Origin of the sequence: Vibrio sp. R-1 (assembly GCF_035615595.1) — a bacterium.
In the GTDB taxonomy this organism is placed as follows: Bacteria; Pseudomonadota; Gammaproteobacteria; order Enterobacterales; family Vibrionaceae; genus Vibrio; species Vibrio cholerae.
Map to the genome: position 1 here is coordinate 1 of NZ_WPDC01000014.1, position 15,854 is coordinate 15,854.

A 15,854-nucleotide genomic window follows, 5' to 3' on the forward strand; every position below is an offset into this window, starting at 1 on the left:
ACAAAATAAATATTAAGTTCGGCATTATATTTTTCTGGATGATTGAATATGAATAGAGCACATGGGTTCTTCCTCTTTTTACTCTCAATTCCTACCGCCATCATTTCAGCTTTGACTTTTGAACAACAAGGTGGATTCATTATTGGTGGATGGTTTGTAATAGCTCTTGCGCTCTCTGGAATGGGTGCAATTAAACAATTCATAAAAGAGCGCAATAACCAATATGGAATCACAACTGGTGTCGTGGTCGGATTTGAAGTAACTATTAAATACAATAGAAATATCGAAGAGCGTTTTAGAAATAAAAAATTTCTCAATCCTCAGGTTGAATATACTTGGAATGGTCAGGTTTACACTCAATCATTATTAGTAACTTACGATGCTACTTTACATCGTATTGTTGGTAAGAAACTAGGAGAGGAAGTTGTTTTGCGTGTTCCATTAAATGAACCTCAAAACGCAAGAGAGAATACATTTATTTCCAAGTATATCTATCTAATAATTAGTGTCTGTGCTGGTTTTCTTTCTTTTTTAATATTGTTTTTGTTGGCTTTCTAGTATGAGCTATACCAAATAATATCAACATAATACGCCATGCCCTGTTGATTAAGCAGGGCACTATTTTATATCAATCATGAAATATACACTATGCTGTTTTTTCTAATGATTGATATTCATACTTTACTTTATGACCACATTCGCAACTTACAGTATAAGTGTTTTTATCTTTTGATACATGGGTTTTTCTATTCCCACATTTTATGCAAGCTACGTTCATTGATGTGTTCTTATTACAATCTTTACAGGTGACATAATATCCAAATTTACCATATTTTGGTGAGGTGTTATTACTTGAACACTCCTTACATATAAACCAAGGATTTGAGATGTTTATTTTTGTTTCTGTTTGATGTGTAATGTTATCTGGTTTATTGATCTTATTAGTGAATTTTTTATCTTCGATTAACGGGTTCTTGTGTACTTCAATTAAGAAGTTTTTAATATTTTTAAGCTCATTATCACTAAATGTTGGATTTGGCTTTAAGATACTCGATCTACTAGCTATTATTTCTTCCACTCGATTAGCAATTTGTTCTGATTTAATAATCATTGGTGATATTTTTGATGGAATGTTGTCTCTATCGATGATTGCATCATTCGAAGCCGCGCACAGAGTGTCCCAACATCGGCCGCCAAAATAGCCTTGAAGCATTAATATCTTTTCTAGTAACTGTTCTGCATTATCATTTAATAATGCTTTCAATAGTTTGGTTTGCATTTCTGCTTGGGTGATAGGAGATGGCATTCCGACCCATTTCCCACGAACCGTTCTTTGCCATTCTAGCTGCTTGTTAATTTGAACAGTACCCTTAATGGATTTTGATTCAATAATGATAAACCCTTTTTTATAAACAACAAGGTGGTCTATTTGTGCGATTTCACCTTTATGCTCAATGCGTAAATCATTATAAATGAAGATACTCTCATTTTCGGAGAAATGACGTCTCAAATAGAATGCGACATCATTTTCTACTTGATTGCCTAAGTCTTGTTTGAAATTACTAGTTTTAATATGTGTTTTTTCTTTTACTATCATAACTACCTAGCCTTTTTATTTACATATTGTTATTTAAAATTTATATATTTGAATTGTGCCTTATTCATCGTCATCGAGTCTGTGATTGCTGACTATTATTTTTTATCACTGCTTTTAATCGTGCGAACGTTTTCATTGCATCGGTTGCTGGCATATTTGGATAACTTGGATTTTGTGCTTGTAGTTCATACTGGTTCGGTGCGATTTTACGTACTACCCGCAGTAAGTACTGGTTATCCCCCGTTTCATCTTGAGTTTCTATAGCCATGGTGAGGTTTGATATAGAGCCAGCACTGCTTGGTGTCACCCATTCAAGTAATAACAGATCCCCGTCTTGAATCGGATTTTTACCGCCGTTCATTGAGTTACCCGAGGCTGGCGCGACAAAATGCCGTGTGGGATCAAGTAATCCATAGCCATCAGGAACAAAATAAGTCTGTACTTCTCGCTCTGAACCGCGCTTAAAATGGCCACAGGCAATTTTCAGTTCAGGGTAAAAAGGCAGCATCGTCCCTTGCGGATCACTTTGTTTGGCAAACTCGAGCACTTGGGCTGAAGGTGAGTGTTCAATGTCTGGCTGATTCGATGGCTGTTGTTGCTGTGGTCGCTGGGCATATTCAGCCAAGCGTAAATCAACCAATTCTTGCATGGCATCGTGTAATAACTCGATATGCTGATCTTTTATCGCGAAGGTAGCGACAAATTTTTGATCGTTAATTGTAAACCAAGGAGCCGATTTATTATTGGGCTTGGTAAAAGCGTTGATCGGATTCGCTAGCCAATATTTTAACCAGCCTTGATCGCTGGCTTGAAACTGCTTGGCACTTTCGGTGAGCTCTTGCGCCATTAACTGTGGACGACGTGACAACACATGATGGCTTCGCTCGGCTAACGCGCTGAGTGTTGGTGGCTGGCGCAGACCATCAAGTTCCAGTAAGGCTTCGAGCAAGATCGCTTTAAACGATTTGCTCATCGCTGTGTTTTCAATGCCATGGAGGAGAAAATCACCATAATGGCTGACGAGTTCGCTGAGGTGTGGATCATTTTCTTGGCTGGCGACTAGATGAAACCAGCTTATGGCTTGCTGGCGAACTTTCTTCATCGGGTAGCCATGATGGAAAAATTCACTGGCGGTTGGGCGATGAGCTAATTGATGCGCTAATTGTTGATAATCATCTTGCACATTATTGCGTAGCCGTTTGGCTAAACGTTGCCAAAAGTTGATCAGCTCAATATCAAAATTAACATGACAACCTTTGGCAAGTGGCGCGTTAGTTTGTAATTTCCCTATCACTTCTCGGAGTGTTTTGACATTAAATAAGGTTGCTGGGCGGTTTAAAAATGAATCGTGATTACCAATAAAATCCAGCACGACAAGTTTGCGTTTGTTGGTAATGGGAGAAAGGCGTAAGCCGCGACCTAATTGCTGTAGAAAGAGAATTTTTGATTCGGTTGGGCGAGCCATTAAAATCGTATCAATCGAGGGGAGATCGGTGCCTTCATTAAACAGGTCGACCGAGAAAATAATCTCAATTTTACCTTGGTCTAGCCATTGCAGCGCTTGATTACGCCTTACGGCTGAATCACTGTACACCGCAATGGCATGAATGCCTTTGGCGACAAAATACTGCGCCATAAAATCCGCGTGTTTTTTCGAGACGCAAAAGGCTAAGGTTCGCGTTTGTTTTTTGGCTTGCCATTCACGATAGACATGTTCAGCGCGTCGTGATGTAGCCAGTTTATTATCAAGCGTATTAGGATCAAACTTACCGTTACGCCACGGAATCTCTTGGTAATTTACCGCTTGATCGTAGATACCGTGATAATCAAACGGTGTGAGAATCTCATCATCAATGCCATGCACTAAATTGCGTTCGAAGACTAAGTTATCATCACATAAAGAGAGAATATCAGCTTGATCAGAACGCTCCGGTGTCGCCGTTAAACCTAGGAGAAATTTAGGCTGAAAATAGGCAAGCAACTGACGATAGCTTCTTGCCGCGGCATGATGAAACTCATCCACTATTAGGTAATCAAAGTGATCAACGGCAAAACGTTGTAGGTGATTTTGCTTACCTAAGGTTGCGACAGAGGCAAACAATAGCGTTGCTTGATCATCTTGTATCGAACCGTTGTAGAGACCAGTTTTGGCGTGGGGGATCAACTGGCTAAAGGTTTTTTCTGCTTGCAGCAGGATCTCTTCACGATGGGCAACAAACAACACGTTTTTCGCTTGCATTTGCATCACATCAAAGGCGGATAACCAAGTTTTTCCCATGCCTGTCGCAAGCACTACTAACCCCCTTGAATAACCTTGTTGTCGAGTGGCATCCAGTGCGGCTAAAGCTTCAATTTGGATTGAGTTTGGTGTTGGAACGTCGATGGTTTCTTGTTCATCCTCTGTGACCAACTGAGCAATGGTACGCTGCTGCTGTGTTTGTTGATAACGGCAGAGGTAATTATCAATCCATTGATGGCTTAATGGCTGACTCTGGTTGTGGGTGAAAATGGCAGCAAACTTTTGACGAATATGGAGAAACTCAAGGGCAGCAGCACTGGTTTCAGGTGGTTCAAAGTCGTGACGTAGAGCCCATTCATGGCTGTCTAATAACGCTGTTTTGCTGATGTTGTTGGAACCAATCCAAGCGCAACCTTCAAGTATTTCTCCCCGTTCACAGCGGACAAAAATGTACGATTTCATATGAAAACTGTGCTGACCACATTCAAATACACGACACTGAGCGCCGCGTTCTGTTAGCAACATTAGGCGTCGCAGCGCAACAGGATGAGTAATCGAGAGATAATCTGATGTTAGGAGTTTTACCTGAGCACCACTTTGCACAGCATCAAACAGAGGATCAAACAGTAAATCCAGACCGGATGGCTGAATGAATGAGACTGAAATTTCAATTTCAGTCGCGTGATTAATGGCTTGGACAAGTCTTGGTAGGAGCGGATCGTTTGCACCACCAGAAGAGAGCTTATGACCTGAATACAGAAAACTTTGTCTATCACTCATCACTTAACGCTTAATTAATATGGCATTGAGCCATTGTTCATGTTCACGCCCTGCTCTGAGATCTTGTGTCACCCAAAGCTTGTCGATGGCTAGCGGTGAAGAGGTGAGCAATTGATTTAAAAGGACTTCATTACAGTTGGTGAAGCTACGCCCATCTCTCTCTACCTCGTCCTGACCATATTTAAATGAGCAGTAAAAAGCACCGCCACACTTGAGCATTTTTGCTAAGTGAGCAAACGTCTCCGGTAACGATTCTCTCGTGACATGCAGTAGGGAAGCACAAGCCCAAATTCCGTCATAGCGTTTACTAGAGGTAAAGTTTTCGAAGGTTGTCACAGTGACAGATTGATTGAGTAGTTCTTCAGCCAAAGCCGCTAAAGGTGCACTGGCATCAAAAGCATCGATCTGATAGCCCATATCTAGAAATCGTTTACTATCTCGTCCTGAGCCGCATCCTGCATCTAACACTAATCCACCTTGAGGTAAGTAAGGTACAAACTGGTCAAGTAGGGAAGTGGAATCGACTTCGACAGTGGAAGAGAAAAACTGCTGTGCATTTTGATTGTAAAATTCTACAGACATTGGCGTGAGCTCCTCCTGAATTGGATGCAGAGTGTAACTTCCTCATCCTCATTGCTCAATGAGTTGCAATGTAACTGTGAGCTACTTTGTGAAATCGAGGATGTACGACTTGTTGGTTCAAGATGCTCTCCTCGTAAGCTCAAGCGGCCTTGGGCAAGTCGGGGTCAGTTAGAAGATGACATCATGGTTTAAATAGTAGGGAGCATCGGTGGTTTCAATTCTTGAGCGTCTACAAGTTAATTCGCTTTACCTCAGCGTTTTTGACTTCCGTAGCGGATAGCGGTTTTGTCTGTCACGGCATGTTTAGGAAACATAAATTAGGAGCCCAAAAGGAACTGAACCCGAGTCCATGTATTCCAAAATCATTTAAAAATGCTAGCTTGTTATAGCGATTCAATCTAAATAAATGGAGCTGATACGGAGCAATTTACCCATCCTCACCATCCATTAAGAGCGATTTTAACGCATCGGGAGAAGAAGGCAGCAGCCCGATTTTTAAGCTAAATGGTTTGAATACTTTGTTGAGAATCTCTGTATTGTAGCTGCCCCGATCATTCTCTATGTCTGAGAGTGTTTTTCTTGAGACATCGACAAGTCTTGCGAATACATCCTGTTTGAGTCCCAGTATATTAATGCGTAGACTTTTCAGCGCTTGGCCCTGTGTTAGCTCTCCAAGCAATAAGTGTTTGATGATTTTGTTTGCCTCGGTTTTGCGCTCTGCTGCACTTACTGCTTTGGCGTTTTTTGAGGCTTTCGATCTCGTTGGAGTATCGAGTGGTGTTTGCTCTTTGATCGAATGAGTTGCATTCTTCCCAACCTTGGGCTGCTGTTGATTTCGGTTTGCTCTTAGACGAGCTACCGTATCTTGTACGGACTCTTTATTGCTTGGCTTCATAGTAGCTCCCATTTAGTGAGCTTTTCTGATAAATAATTAAGTCCAACGGCTGGCATCTCCAAGATTTGTTCTGGTACTCCTCGTAAAGCGAGTCTCTGCTTTAGGCCTACGCATTTACTTGCAGTAATTGCTAGCTCTTTTAATAACATTTCCTTTGGCACCAGATCAGATAAGGTGTCTGCAATGCCGACAAAGTCGTAAGTTCCGCCAACCTCTAGTGGGGCTTTCCATTTTGTTGTTCTTGGAATTCCTGCAGGATCAGCTTTCATTGGTGCGAAATCGTAAATGGGAGCAAGCTTTATGACTCCATCACCCTTTAAGAATGAAGTATTTCTGCCATGGTTATCACTATTACCAAACAAGATGTTGAGTAGATCTCTCTTCACCCATTCAATAACGAAAGCTTGGGTATCAAACCTATACCCTTGGTGTTTAACCATATTACTTTCAGTAATTTTTTCTATGAGAGTTCGGATTGTTGTTTCGTGATCAAGAGTGACTCCAGCGCCTTTGTTCAAAATGGAATACACTGATTCCATGCCAAATCGCTCTATTTGTTGATCAATAATTTGAACATCAAATCGAGGAAGCCATAAGGAAGGGTAGTTTAATCCTTCCTCCAAGCGCATACCGTCGGTGGAGATCGTTTCAACTCCCATTTCAGTTAGCTCGTGGTAGAAGTAGAACTCAGCTCTTAGAATATTACAGTCGATGGTGCTTCTTGAGCCTCTAGGGTACTTTACTAAGTAATGTAAGTCGTGGTTGCTATTGTCATCTTGGTATGGATCAATCCATATTTTTTCGCTGCCAGATCCATGATCGAAACCACATCGGAGGATCAGTTTTGGCGCTTCACCTCCAGCCCCAGTTGCACCACCTGCGGCTGCCCCTCTTTGTTGTGCGTAGTCGAGGAAATCACCAGCTCGATTTTTAACATCATCAATAGAGAAGTAGAGGTTGTCTGCGACTTCGTAGCGTTCAGGAAGGGAGTCTTTTATTCTTAAGTTACCAATAGGCGACATCGTGCCAAATTTGAGCAAAACATAGTCTTGTTCATCAGAACTAAGATCTTCAATATCTAGGTGTTTGACCCAGTATCGTCTACTAGCGCCACTAGGCATAATATCGTCTAGAAACTTTAACCATCCAGGCTTACCCATGTCATCAAAAAAGAATGAGACTGGGTGGTTTAGTGAAACAGCGTGAAAGTCATCTTTATCGTAATGTTCTAGCGCATAGTCGCTGAGATAGTTGAGTTCAGTCACTCGGAAATTATGTTGGCTACTTTTAGGGAATGAGATGATACCAATATCTATCCATTGACCTCTGATAAAAGCTTGTACGGTTAGCTCTTCCATCGACAACACCTCTACTTATCAATGAGTAAAACTTTACTCTTAAAGCCATTTTATTTCAATTTGTGAGTAAAAAATTACTCATTAATGTGTGTAGATACTATTTATGAGTAAATTATTACTCATGAGTTGTAAGTCAAAATTTGTTGATGAGCAGGATGGATTGTTTTAGCTATGTAAAGCTGCGATAGGGAGTGGGGCGTTAATTGTTTGTTCAGTGATGCAGCTTGTTCATAATAAATGAACAGTTGCCTTAAATGAACAAAGTGAATCTTGATGAGACGCCCTGAACCACTTAAAGCCAAATAGGACAAGAGGTTAGAAAAGAAAACGGGACGTCCTGAGACGTCCCGTTACTAGTGATTGGTGGAGCTGGGGGGAGTTGAACCCCCGTCCGAAAACCATTCATCTTTGGTACTACATGCTTAGTCGATCTTTAATTTCACCACCGCCTGCGAACCGACACGCTAACGAATGGCTAACCTGAATTAGATCTCGCGCTTCATCCCTCAGGTGGGGGAATCCACGCCAGCTTGATTTGGTTTGACCTTCCTGATTTCCCCGTCTTACAAGCGGAAGCTAGGGAGGAAGGGCTCTGAGCAGGGTATTAAGCTGCTAGTGCGTAGTTTTCGTCGTTTGCGACTATTTTTTTGCGGTTTGTTAACGAGGCCTACCGCACCTCGGCATGCACCTCAGACTGCAAAATTCCCGTCGAATCCTGAATCAGCCCCAGAGGTAACGGGTGCATAGTACCAGAATAAGTGCTTCTGTCTAGCTCCCATTTTTCAAGTGGTTACTATTAGCGCAACGCGCTCTTCATCACTCGATCTTTTTGGCGTTGCCACTCTTTTTCTTTCAGATCTTCACGTTTGTCGTGCAGTTTCTTACCTTTCGCAACGCCAATTTTGATTTTGACCCACGAACGAGACCAGTAGAGTGACAATGCGGTTAGTGTCATCCCTTCACGGTTGATACGGCCAAACAGGTTGTCCAGCTCGCGGCGTGAAAGTAGCAGCTTGCGGATACGGGTAGGGTTGGCTACCACGTGAGTGGAGGCTTGCTGCAACGGAATAATGGTCATACCGGAAATGAACGCTTCGCCATCTTTGATGTAGACGTAGCTTTCTGCAATGTTGGCTTTACCTTGGCGAAGTGATTTGACTTCCCAGCCTTGTAGCTCCATGCCAGCTTCAAATTCATCTTCGATGAAGTATTCGTGACGAGCTTTTTTGTTCAGCGCGATAGTGTTGCTACCCGCTTTGGTATTGGTTTTCTTTTTTGTCATAGTGGGCGCATTATACGGATTGGTCAGCGGTTAGGAAACGCTTTTGTTTGCCGTAGCATACGGTTATCTGCGCGATGACTCAAGCGCTGTATTGTGTTGTGCGAGCCTGATGGCTTGAGGTGCTGGGGGGATGAAAGTACAATCCGTTTTCCCAAGCTGTTTGAGTCGTGGTAAGGAGTGAAAATGAAACAAGTGAGTCGTTCTGCCTTGGTCTCGTTTAGTGCAGAGCAGATGTTTCATTTGGTCAATGATGTGGCGCGCTATCCTGAGTTTTTGCCCGGTTGTTCGGGCTCTCGTGTGCTGGAGCAGAGTGAGGCACATATGGTGGCATCGGTGGATGTTTCAAAAGCGGGGATCAGTAAGACGTTTACTACCTCGAATCAATTGACGCCCGGGGTGTCGATTGCCATGAGCTTGGTGGATGGGCCTTTTAAAACGCTGCGCGGTGGATGGTTTTTCACTCCGTTGGATGAAGCCGCGTGTAAAGTTGAGCTGCGTTTGGAGTTTGAGTTTTCCAGCAAAATGATTGAGTTGGCGTTTGGCAAAATTTTTAATGAATTGACCAGCAATATGGTGAATGCGTTTACTCGCCGAGCAAAACAGGTGTATGGAGAGTGATGATGAGCAGTGAAATGATTCATGTTGAAGTGGTGTATGCGCTACCGCATGAGCAGCGTGTACTTAAGCTGGTGGTTGAGCAATCGGCAACGGTGGAAGAGATCATCCGTACCTCCGGCATTTTGCAGATGTATCCTGAGATTGATCTGACGGTCAATAAGGTGGGCATTTTCAGCCGGAATGTGAAGTTGGATGCTAGGGTGCGAGATAAAGATCGGATTGAGATTTATCGCCCATTATTGGCTGACCCGAAAGAGATTCGCCGTAAACGTGCGGAGCAAGCCAAAGCGGCCGCTAATCAAAGTTAATGTGACGGCTGAAGAATCAACACCAAAAAAAGAAAAGGCTTGTGAAAGCCTTTTCTTTTTTAATCAGCAAAGTGCGCTTAGTTGACGCCTTCGAAGAAAGAATCGCCAGCAGGGAAATCTCCCGCGACATTGACTAGCTTGCCACCATCGTTAAATTTCACGATCAGGTTCTTTTGTACCGGATCGTTATGGCCTTGGGTGTGGTGGTAAATGTAATACCAAGTATCTGGGTAGCCATTTTCAACCAACATAGGTGAACCGAGAACAAAACGAACTTGATCTTTGCTCATGCCAAACTTGAGCTGATCTACGGATTGTTGATCAACATAGTTACCCTGATTGATATCGATTCGATACACCAAGCGCTCTAATAATGAGCAGCCGGATAAGGCGGTGACGGCAAGGGGAAGGGCGATGAACCACTTAGTAAACTGCATTGTTAAAACTCTCTGTCCCTCAGGGCTAAAAACTTGGCTGATAATAAACAAGCTCAGAGCAGATGTAAAAACCTCGATCGTGCTCTGAGCCTATTGAGACTGTGAATTTTGAGTTTGGTTGCAAAGCTGAACAAAAAATCCAGTGATGCGATATGAAATTAGGCTGCGATTAATAGCTCTTTAGCATTCGCGAGCGTGGATTCGGTAATTTGGCTGCCTCCGAGCAAGCGTGCAAGTTCAGCAATGCGCTGTTCCTGATCCAGTTTGAGCATTTGCGTTTCGGTTTTGCCTGCTTTGGTCTGTTTGGCGACAAACAGTTGATGGTGTCCGCAACCTGCCACTTGCGGTAAGTGGGTAACACACAGTACTTGAGTTGACTCGCCCAACTTACGTAACAGTTTACCGACCACGGCTGCTGTTGGCCCTGAAATACCCACGTCAACTTCATCAAAAATCAGGCTTGGAGTATCGACCTTCTGCGCAGTAATCACTTGGATCGCCAATGACATCCGTGACAGTTCACCGCCAGAGGCCACTTTGGCGATGGGTTGCAGCGGTTGACCCGGGTTCGTCGAGACTAAGAAAGTCACGGCATCAAAACCTAATGGCGATGAGTGCGCGCTGTCTTGCAGCACTTCGATTTTGAATTGCGCTTTTTCCATGCTCAGCTCATGCATGCTTTGGCTAATCAATTTATCCAATTCTTTGGCATAGCGAACACGAGATTTGTGCAGTTTGTCCGCAGCAGTAACGAAAGTTTGGTAGAGCACTTCCACTTCACTCGCGAGTGCTGACATTTTCTCGTCAGAACAATCTAGCTGAGCAATTTGCTGCAAGAGTGCTTGATGATGCTGATACAGCTCTTCTGGAAGCACATGGTGTTTACGTGCGAGCGACATCACTTTGGAATAGCGTTCTTCAACATATGACATACGTTCTGGGTCGACATCAATCGAATCGAGATAGTTGCGCAGCTCATGGTAAGTTTCTTCAAGCTGAATCAATGCTTCTGCCACCATTGAAGGGAGCGTTGTCAGTTTGCTATCCATTTCAGCTAAGTCTATTAGCGTATGACTAACATTCTGCAATAGACCCAAGGCGTTAACCTCTTCACCTTCATTGAGTAGCTCAATCGCGCGTTGGCAGTTGAGTGCCAGATCGCCGCTATTGGCTAAGCGTTTATGCTCTTGTTCTAGCTCGACAAACTCATCCTCACCGAGTGCTAATTCGTTGAGCTCTTTGATTTGGTATTCCAAAAGTTGTAACTGTGCCTGATTTTGTTGGCTATTTTCGCGCAGTTGTTTGAGCTGATTGCTCGCTTGACGCCAATTTTGATAGGCGTGACGCGTGGCTTTGAGCAAGTCTGCATGACCTGCGTATTGATCAAGCATGCTGAGTTGATATTCCGGTTTCATCAGTTGCTGATGTGCGTGTTGACCATGCACATTGATCAGCAGTTGCCCCAATGTTTTGAGTTGAGAGAGCGGAACTGGGCTGCCATTAATAAAGGCTTTAGAGCGCCCATCTTTGGTGATGATTCGGCGCAGAATGCACTCTTTGCCTTCAAGCAGTTCATTATCTTCTAACCAACGGCTAGCGAGCAGATTGTTATCCAGATGAAAGGCAGCGCTGACTTCGGTTTTATCTTCACCTTGACGCACCATGCTGGCTTCGGCTCGACCACCAAGGCATAAACCTAAAGCATCAATCGCAATGGATTTACCGGCACCGGTTTCGCCGGTGATGGTGGTCATTCCTTTTGATAATTCGAGTTGTAGTGACTTTACGATAGCGAAGTTATTGATACTTAAGTGAGCCAGCATGTTTGCACCTGTATGATTAACCAATACTGTATGTTTAAACAGTTTATACTGTTTCTTTATACAGTAAAGTCACTCAGGTAAAATTTTTTGGTCACTTTTACGCTCTATGAGCAAAATCTGTGAACGAAATCAAAACAGTTTGCTCGACCAGCCAAGCTTAGTGCGCAGTACGTGGTAGTAACTGTAGTCTTGAGGATGGATCAGTTTCAGCACATTAGGGCTTTGATAGATGTGGATTTCATCACCAGGCGACACAGGTAATGAGACTTGTCCATCACAGCTCACTTCTTGAGTGCCACGATTTTCAGGGGAAACCACCAGTTTAATGCGTTGATTCCCGCCCACCACTAATGGGCGGCAGGAGAGGGTATGCGGAAACATAGGCACTAAAGTAATGGCATTCAGGCTTGGCGAGAGGATCGGGCCTCCGCCGGAAAGTGAATAAGCAGTCGAGCCTGTTGGGGTTGAGACAATTAACCCATCGGAGCGCTGAGAGAAAGCGAAGTTATCATCAATATAGACTTCAAATTCAATCATATGCGCTATTTTTCCGGGATGAAGCACGGCTTCATTCAAGGCGGCATTATGGCTTTTCACTTGCCCGTGGCGATGGATTTCCGCTTCAAGCAAAAAGCGAGTTTCTTGCAAATAGTGACCATCCAACACTTCTTGTAAGCGCTGTTGGAAATCTTCTGGGTTTAAATCGGTCAAAAAGCCTAAATTGCCACGATTAACCCCGATCACACTGATATCAAAGCGGGACAACACGCGCGCAGCACCAAGCATGTTGCCATCGCCACCGACCACAATCGCCAAATCGGCTTTTTTGCCCAGTTCAATCAGGCTTGCAAAATGTTCGGTGGGTAAATCGGTCAGAATTTCCCGTAAACGATCATCGATAAACACGGTATATCCGAGCGATCTTAGCCAGTGGTAAATCTCTTTATGAGTTTGAATGGCTTGTTGATCGCGCGGTTTTCCAATGATGGCAAGAACGTTGAACGGCTTTTTCATAAGGTTTCCAACCGATTTAGGCTTGAATCAGAATTCATCGTCCCCATAATAAGGGCAAGTTGTGCTTTTATGCGAATTTTTGTGTTGGGAAATCGACGATTAGACGATTTCTCCTGACCAGTATGAAGTGAATTTTGGAGATATCATGAGCAACGAAGAGATCAAGAACAAAGACGAGCAGCTGCAACAAGACGCGGTTGAGACTGAAGCTGAAGTTGTAGGAACAGATGCCGATATCGACTGGAACCAAGCCGCTGACGAAATCGATGAGAAAGAAGCGAAAATTGCTCAGTTAGAAGCGGCGCTGCTTGTGAGCGAAGAGCGCGTGAAAGAGCAGCAAGACAGCGTACTGCGTGCCCGCGCGGAAGTCGAAAACATGCGTCGCCGTAGCGAGCAGGAAGTAGATAAAGCACGTAAATTTGCGCTGAGCCGCTTTGCTGAAGAGCTACTGCCAGTGATTGATAACCTTGAGCGTGCGATTCAAGCCGCCGATGGTGAAGTTGAAGCGATCAAACCTCTGCTGGAAGGTGTAGAACTGACGCACAAAACTTTCGTTGATACGATTGCGAAGTTCGGCTTGAAAGAGATTAACCCGCACGGTGAAGCGTTTAACCCTGAATTCCACCAAGCGATGTCGATTCAAGAAAGCGCTGAGCATGAGCCAAACACGGTGATGTTTGTGATGCAAAAAGGCTATGAACTGAATGGCCGCGTATTACGCCCTGCTATGGTGATGGTGTCTAAGTAGTTCTTAGAGCCTGAGCTACAGAAGAAGCGAAGCCGATTGGCTTCGCTTTTTTATGTTCTAAAACCGATTTATGCGCAAAAACACAATAAATCTGAATTTTTTTCACTTTTACCCTTGAAATGGTTTTTGAAGACCTTATTTAAGGGGCATACGAGAAGCAAACAAGCCCGTTTTGGTTTGTGAGTAGGGGTTGAAACCCGATTCTCCATCCCCACATTAGGGGTATACAAACTCGAACATAGAATTTTTTTGGAGATAGCCTGATGGGTAAAATCATTGGTATTGACTTAGGTACTACAAACTCATGTGTTGCTGTGCTGGACGGCGACAAGCCTCGCGTAATTGAAAACGCAGAGGGTGAGCGTACTACTCCTTCTGTAATTGCATACACAGACGGTGAAACTCTGGTGGGTCAACCTGCGAAACGTCAAGCAGTCACTAACCCACAAAACACGCTATTTGCAATCAAGCGTCTGATCGGTCGTCGTTTTGAAGACGAAGAAGTTCAGCGCGATATCAAAATCATGCCTTACAAAATTGTTAAGGCTGACAACGGTGATGCTTGGGTTGAAGCGAAAGGCCAAAAAATGGCGGCTCCTCAAGTGTCTGCTGAAGTGCTGAAGAAAATGAAGAAAACCGCGGAAGATTTCCTCGGTGAACCCGTTACTGCAGCAGTTATCACTGTACCTGCTTACTTTAACGATGCTCAGCGTCAAGCAACCAAAGATGCTGGCCGTATCGCAGGTCTAGAAGTGAAACGTATCATCAACGAACCAACCGCAGCAGCTCTGGCTTATGGCCTAGACAAGCAAGGCGGCGATCGCACTATCGCGGTGTATGACCTTGGTGGTGGTACATTCGATATCTCTATCATTGAGATCGATGAAGTTGAAGGCGAGAAAACCTTCGAAGTTCTGTCTACCAACGGTGACACTCACCTAGGTGGTGAAGACTTTGACAACCGCATGATCAACTACCTGGTTGACGAATTCAAAAAAGACCAAGGCATCGACCTGCGTAACGACCCGCTGGCAATGCAACGTCTGAAAGAAGCGGCTGAGAAAGCGAAAATCGAACTTTCTTCTGCGCAGCAAACTGACGTTAACCTGCCATACATCACCGCAGATGCGACCGGTCCTAAGCACATGAACATCAAAGTGACTCGTGCGAAACTGGAAGCGCTGGTTGAAGATCTGGTTCAACGTTCTCTGGAACCACTGAAAGTTGCTCTGGCGGATGCTGATCTGTCTGTGAACGACATTACTGACGTTATCCTAGTCGGTGGTCAAACTCGTATGCCAATGGTTCAGAAGAAAGTAGCTGAATTCTTTGGTAAAGAGCCACGTAAAGACGTGAACCCAGACGAAGCGGTAGCGGTAGGTGCTGCGGTTCAAGGTGGTGTTCTCGCGGGTGAAGTAAAAGACGTTCTGCTGCTAGACGTAACGCCTCTGTCTCTGGGTATCGAAACCATGGGCGGTGTGATGACTAAACTCATCGAGAAAAACACCACTATCCCAACCAAAGCGAACCAAGTGTTCTCTACGGCGGAAGATAACCAAAGCGCAGTAACCATCCATGTACTGCAAGGTGAGCGTAAGCAAGCGATGTACAACAAATCTCTGGGTCAATTTAACCTAGAGGGCATCAACCCTGCGCCACGTGGTATGCCACAAATCGAAGTTATCTTCGACTTGGATGCGGACGGTATCCTGCACGTTTCAGCAAAAGACAAACAGACTGGTAAAGAGCAGAAGATCACTATCCAAGCTTCTGGCGGTCTGAGCGATGCTGAAATCGAAAAAATGGTTCAAGAAGCAGAAGCGAACAAAGAAGCGGACAAAAAGTTCGAAGAGTTAGCGACGGCACGTAACCAAGCAGACCAGATGATCCACGCAACTCGCAAACAAATCACAGAAGCAGGCGAAGCACTGCCAGCGGATGAGAAAGCGAAGATCGAAACGGCGATCAACGAGCTAGAAACTGCGAAAAAAGGCGAAGACAAAGCGGAAATCGATGCCAAAGTGCAAGCACTGATGGCGGCGGCACAGAAGCTGATGGAAATCGCACAGCAACAAGCTCAAGCACAAGGTGCAAACGCGGGTCAATCTTCAGCTAAAGAAGATGACGTAGTGGACGCTGAGTTTGAAGAAGTTAACGACGATAAGAAGTAATG

The 15,854-nt window shown here is 44.2% G+C and carries 15 protein-coding genes and 1 other RNA gene; 5 read left to right on the forward strand and 11 right to left on the reverse strand.

The window, feature by feature from the left end; translation table 11 throughout:
- The first annotated feature begins 48 nt into the window (after positions 1–48).
- Entirely contained in the window at positions 49–558 is a 510-nt protein-coding gene (locus GOU96_RS04975) for a hypothetical protein (protein WP_248430659.1), read from the forward strand.
- Between the two features lie 88 nt (positions 559–646).
- On the opposite strand, the gene GOU96_RS04980 is transcribed toward GOU96_RS04975, so the two are convergent.
- The 7 genes from GOU96_RS04980 to smpB all read right to left on the reverse strand — a co-directional run bounded on the left by GOU96_RS04980 (position 647) and on the right by smpB (position 8,733).
- A complete protein-coding gene (locus GOU96_RS04980; protein ID WP_324701945.1) occupies positions 647–1,597 on the reverse strand; it encodes a nuclease-related domain-containing protein in 951 nt (316 codons plus the stop codon).
- 70 nt (positions 1,598–1,667) lie between these two features.
- Positions 1,668–4,616, reverse strand: coding sequence for a DEAD/DEAH box helicase family protein (locus GOU96_RS04985; RefSeq protein WP_209519793.1), 2,949 nt, complete (start codon positions 4,614–4,616; stop codon positions 1,668–1,670).
- 3 nt (positions 4,617–4,619) lie between these two features.
- A complete protein-coding gene (locus GOU96_RS04990) occupies positions 4,620–5,198 on the reverse strand; it encodes a class I SAM-dependent methyltransferase (protein WP_134986936.1) in 579 nt (192 codons plus the stop codon).
- 427 nt (positions 5,199–5,625) lie between these two features.
- Entirely contained in the window at positions 5,626–6,093 is a 468-nt protein-coding gene (locus tag GOU96_RS04995; protein ID WP_032472658.1) for a helix-turn-helix transcriptional regulator, read from the reverse strand.
- The gene (locus GOU96_RS05000; protein WP_267780721.1) at positions 6,090–7,451 is read right to left on the reverse strand and encodes a type II toxin-antitoxin system HipA family toxin; all 1,362 of its coding nucleotides are present in this window, start codon (positions 7,449–7,451) and stop codon (positions 6,090–6,092) included. Before GOU96_RS05000 ends, GOU96_RS04995 begins: the two co-directional genes overlap by 4 nt.
- Before the next feature lie 361 nt (positions 7,452–7,812).
- Positions 7,813–8,179, reverse strand: a transfer-messenger RNA (tmRNA) gene (gene ssrA / locus GOU96_RS05005).
- Between the two features lie 68 nt (positions 8,180–8,247).
- Positions 8,248–8,733 carry an SsrA-binding protein SmpB gene (gene smpB / locus GOU96_RS05010; RefSeq protein WP_000162689.1) on the reverse strand — a complete coding sequence of 162 codons (486 nt, stop codon included), beginning with the start codon at positions 8,731–8,733 and terminating at the stop codon, positions 8,248–8,250.
- Positions 8,734–8,916: 183 nt separating this feature from the next.
- Between smpB and GOU96_RS05015 the strand changes: the two genes are divergently transcribed.
- Entirely contained in the window at positions 8,917–9,351 is a 435-nt protein-coding gene (locus GOU96_RS05015; RefSeq protein WP_000815880.1) for an SRPBCC family protein, read from the forward strand.
- A 2-nt stretch (positions 9,352–9,353) separates the two neighbouring features.
- Positions 9,354–9,659, forward strand: a complete 306-nt coding sequence (locus GOU96_RS05020; RefSeq protein WP_001918351.1) for an RnfH family protein — start codon at positions 9,354–9,356, stop codon at positions 9,657–9,659.
- Positions 9,660–9,736: 77 nt separating this feature from the next.
- Here GOU96_RS05020 and bamE read toward each other — a convergent pair whose 3' ends face one another.
- From bamE to nadK, 3 genes are all read right to left on the reverse strand, one after another.
- Positions 9,737–10,096 (reverse strand): outer membrane protein assembly factor BamE, encoded by a 360-nt coding sequence (gene bamE / locus GOU96_RS05025; RefSeq protein ID WP_001160907.1) that lies wholly within the window; start codon positions 10,094–10,096, stop codon positions 9,737–9,739.
- Positions 10,097–10,254: 158 nt separating this feature from the next.
- Entirely contained in the window at positions 10,255–11,919 is a 1,665-nt protein-coding gene (gene recN, locus GOU96_RS05030) for a DNA repair protein RecN (protein WP_113629212.1), read from the reverse strand.
- Between the two features lie 129 nt (positions 11,920–12,048).
- Entirely contained in the window at positions 12,049–12,933 is an 885-nt protein-coding gene (gene nadK, locus GOU96_RS05035; RefSeq protein ID WP_000742830.1) for an NAD(+) kinase, read from the reverse strand.
- Positions 12,934–13,078: 145 nt separating this feature from the next.
- Between nadK and grpE the strand changes: the two genes are divergently transcribed.
- Positions 13,079–13,681 carry a nucleotide exchange factor GrpE gene (gene grpE / locus GOU96_RS05040; protein WP_000064037.1) on the forward strand — a complete coding sequence of 201 codons (603 nt, stop codon included), beginning with the start codon at positions 13,079–13,081 and terminating at the stop codon, positions 13,679–13,681.
- Here grpE and GOU96_RS05045 read toward each other — a convergent pair.
- Positions 13,674–13,787 carry a transporter gene (locus tag GOU96_RS05045; RefSeq protein WP_228006377.1) on the reverse strand — a complete coding sequence of 38 codons (114 nt, stop codon included), beginning with the start codon at positions 13,785–13,787 and terminating at the stop codon, positions 13,674–13,676. The genes grpE and GOU96_RS05045 overlap by 8 nt on opposite strands.
- 157 nt (positions 13,788–13,944) lie before the next feature.
- On the opposite strand from GOU96_RS05045, the gene dnaK reads away from it, so the two are divergent.
- Entirely contained in the window at positions 13,945–15,852 is a 1,908-nt protein-coding gene (gene dnaK / locus GOU96_RS05050) for a molecular chaperone DnaK (RefSeq protein WP_000516147.1), read from the forward strand.
- Positions 15,853–15,854 lie beyond the last annotated feature (2 nt).

Coding starts and splice junctions, on each gene's coding strand:
- GOU96_RS04975 (WP_248430659.1), top strand. CDS start 49: ATGAATAGAGCACATGGGTTCTTCCTCTTTTTACTCTCAATTCCTACC.
- GOU96_RS04980 (WP_324701945.1), bottom strand. CDS start 1,597: ATGATAGTAAAAGAAAAAACACATATTAAAACTAGTAATTTCAAACAA.
- GOU96_RS04985 (WP_209519793.1), bottom strand. CDS start 4,616: ATGAGTGATAGACAAAGTTTTCTGTATTCAGGTCATAAGCTCTCTTCT.
- GOU96_RS04990 (WP_134986936.1), bottom strand. CDS start 5,198: ATGTCTGTAGAATTTTACAATCAAAATGCACAGCAGTTTTTCTCTTCC.
- GOU96_RS04995 (WP_032472658.1), bottom strand. CDS start 6,093: ATGAAGCCAAGCAATAAAGAGTCCGTACAAGATACGGTAGCTCGTCTA.
- GOU96_RS05000 (WP_267780721.1), bottom strand. CDS start 7,451: ATGGAAGAGCTAACCGTACAAGCTTTTATCAGAGGTCAATGGATAGAT.
- smpB (WP_000162689.1), bottom strand. CDS start 8,733: ATGACAAAAAAGAAAACCAATACCAAAGCGGGTAGCAACACTATCGCG.
- GOU96_RS05015 (WP_000815880.1), top strand. CDS start 8,917: ATGAAACAAGTGAGTCGTTCTGCCTTGGTCTCGTTTAGTGCAGAGCAG.
- GOU96_RS05020 (WP_001918351.1), top strand. CDS start 9,354: ATGAGCAGTGAAATGATTCATGTTGAAGTGGTGTATGCGCTACCGCAT.
- bamE (WP_001160907.1), bottom strand. CDS start 10,096: ATGCAGTTTACTAAGTGGTTCATCGCCCTTCCCCTTGCCGTCACCGCC.
- recN (WP_113629212.1), bottom strand. CDS start 11,919: ATGCTGGCTCACTTAAGTATCAATAACTTCGCTATCGTAAAGTCACTA.
- nadK (WP_000742830.1), bottom strand. CDS start 12,933: ATGAAAAAGCCGTTCAACGTTCTTGCCATCATTGGAAAACCGCGCGAT.
- grpE (WP_000064037.1), top strand. CDS start 13,079: ATGAGCAACGAAGAGATCAAGAACAAAGACGAGCAGCTGCAACAAGAC.
- dnaK (WP_000516147.1), top strand. CDS start 13,945: ATGGGTAAAATCATTGGTATTGACTTAGGTACTACAAACTCATGTGTT.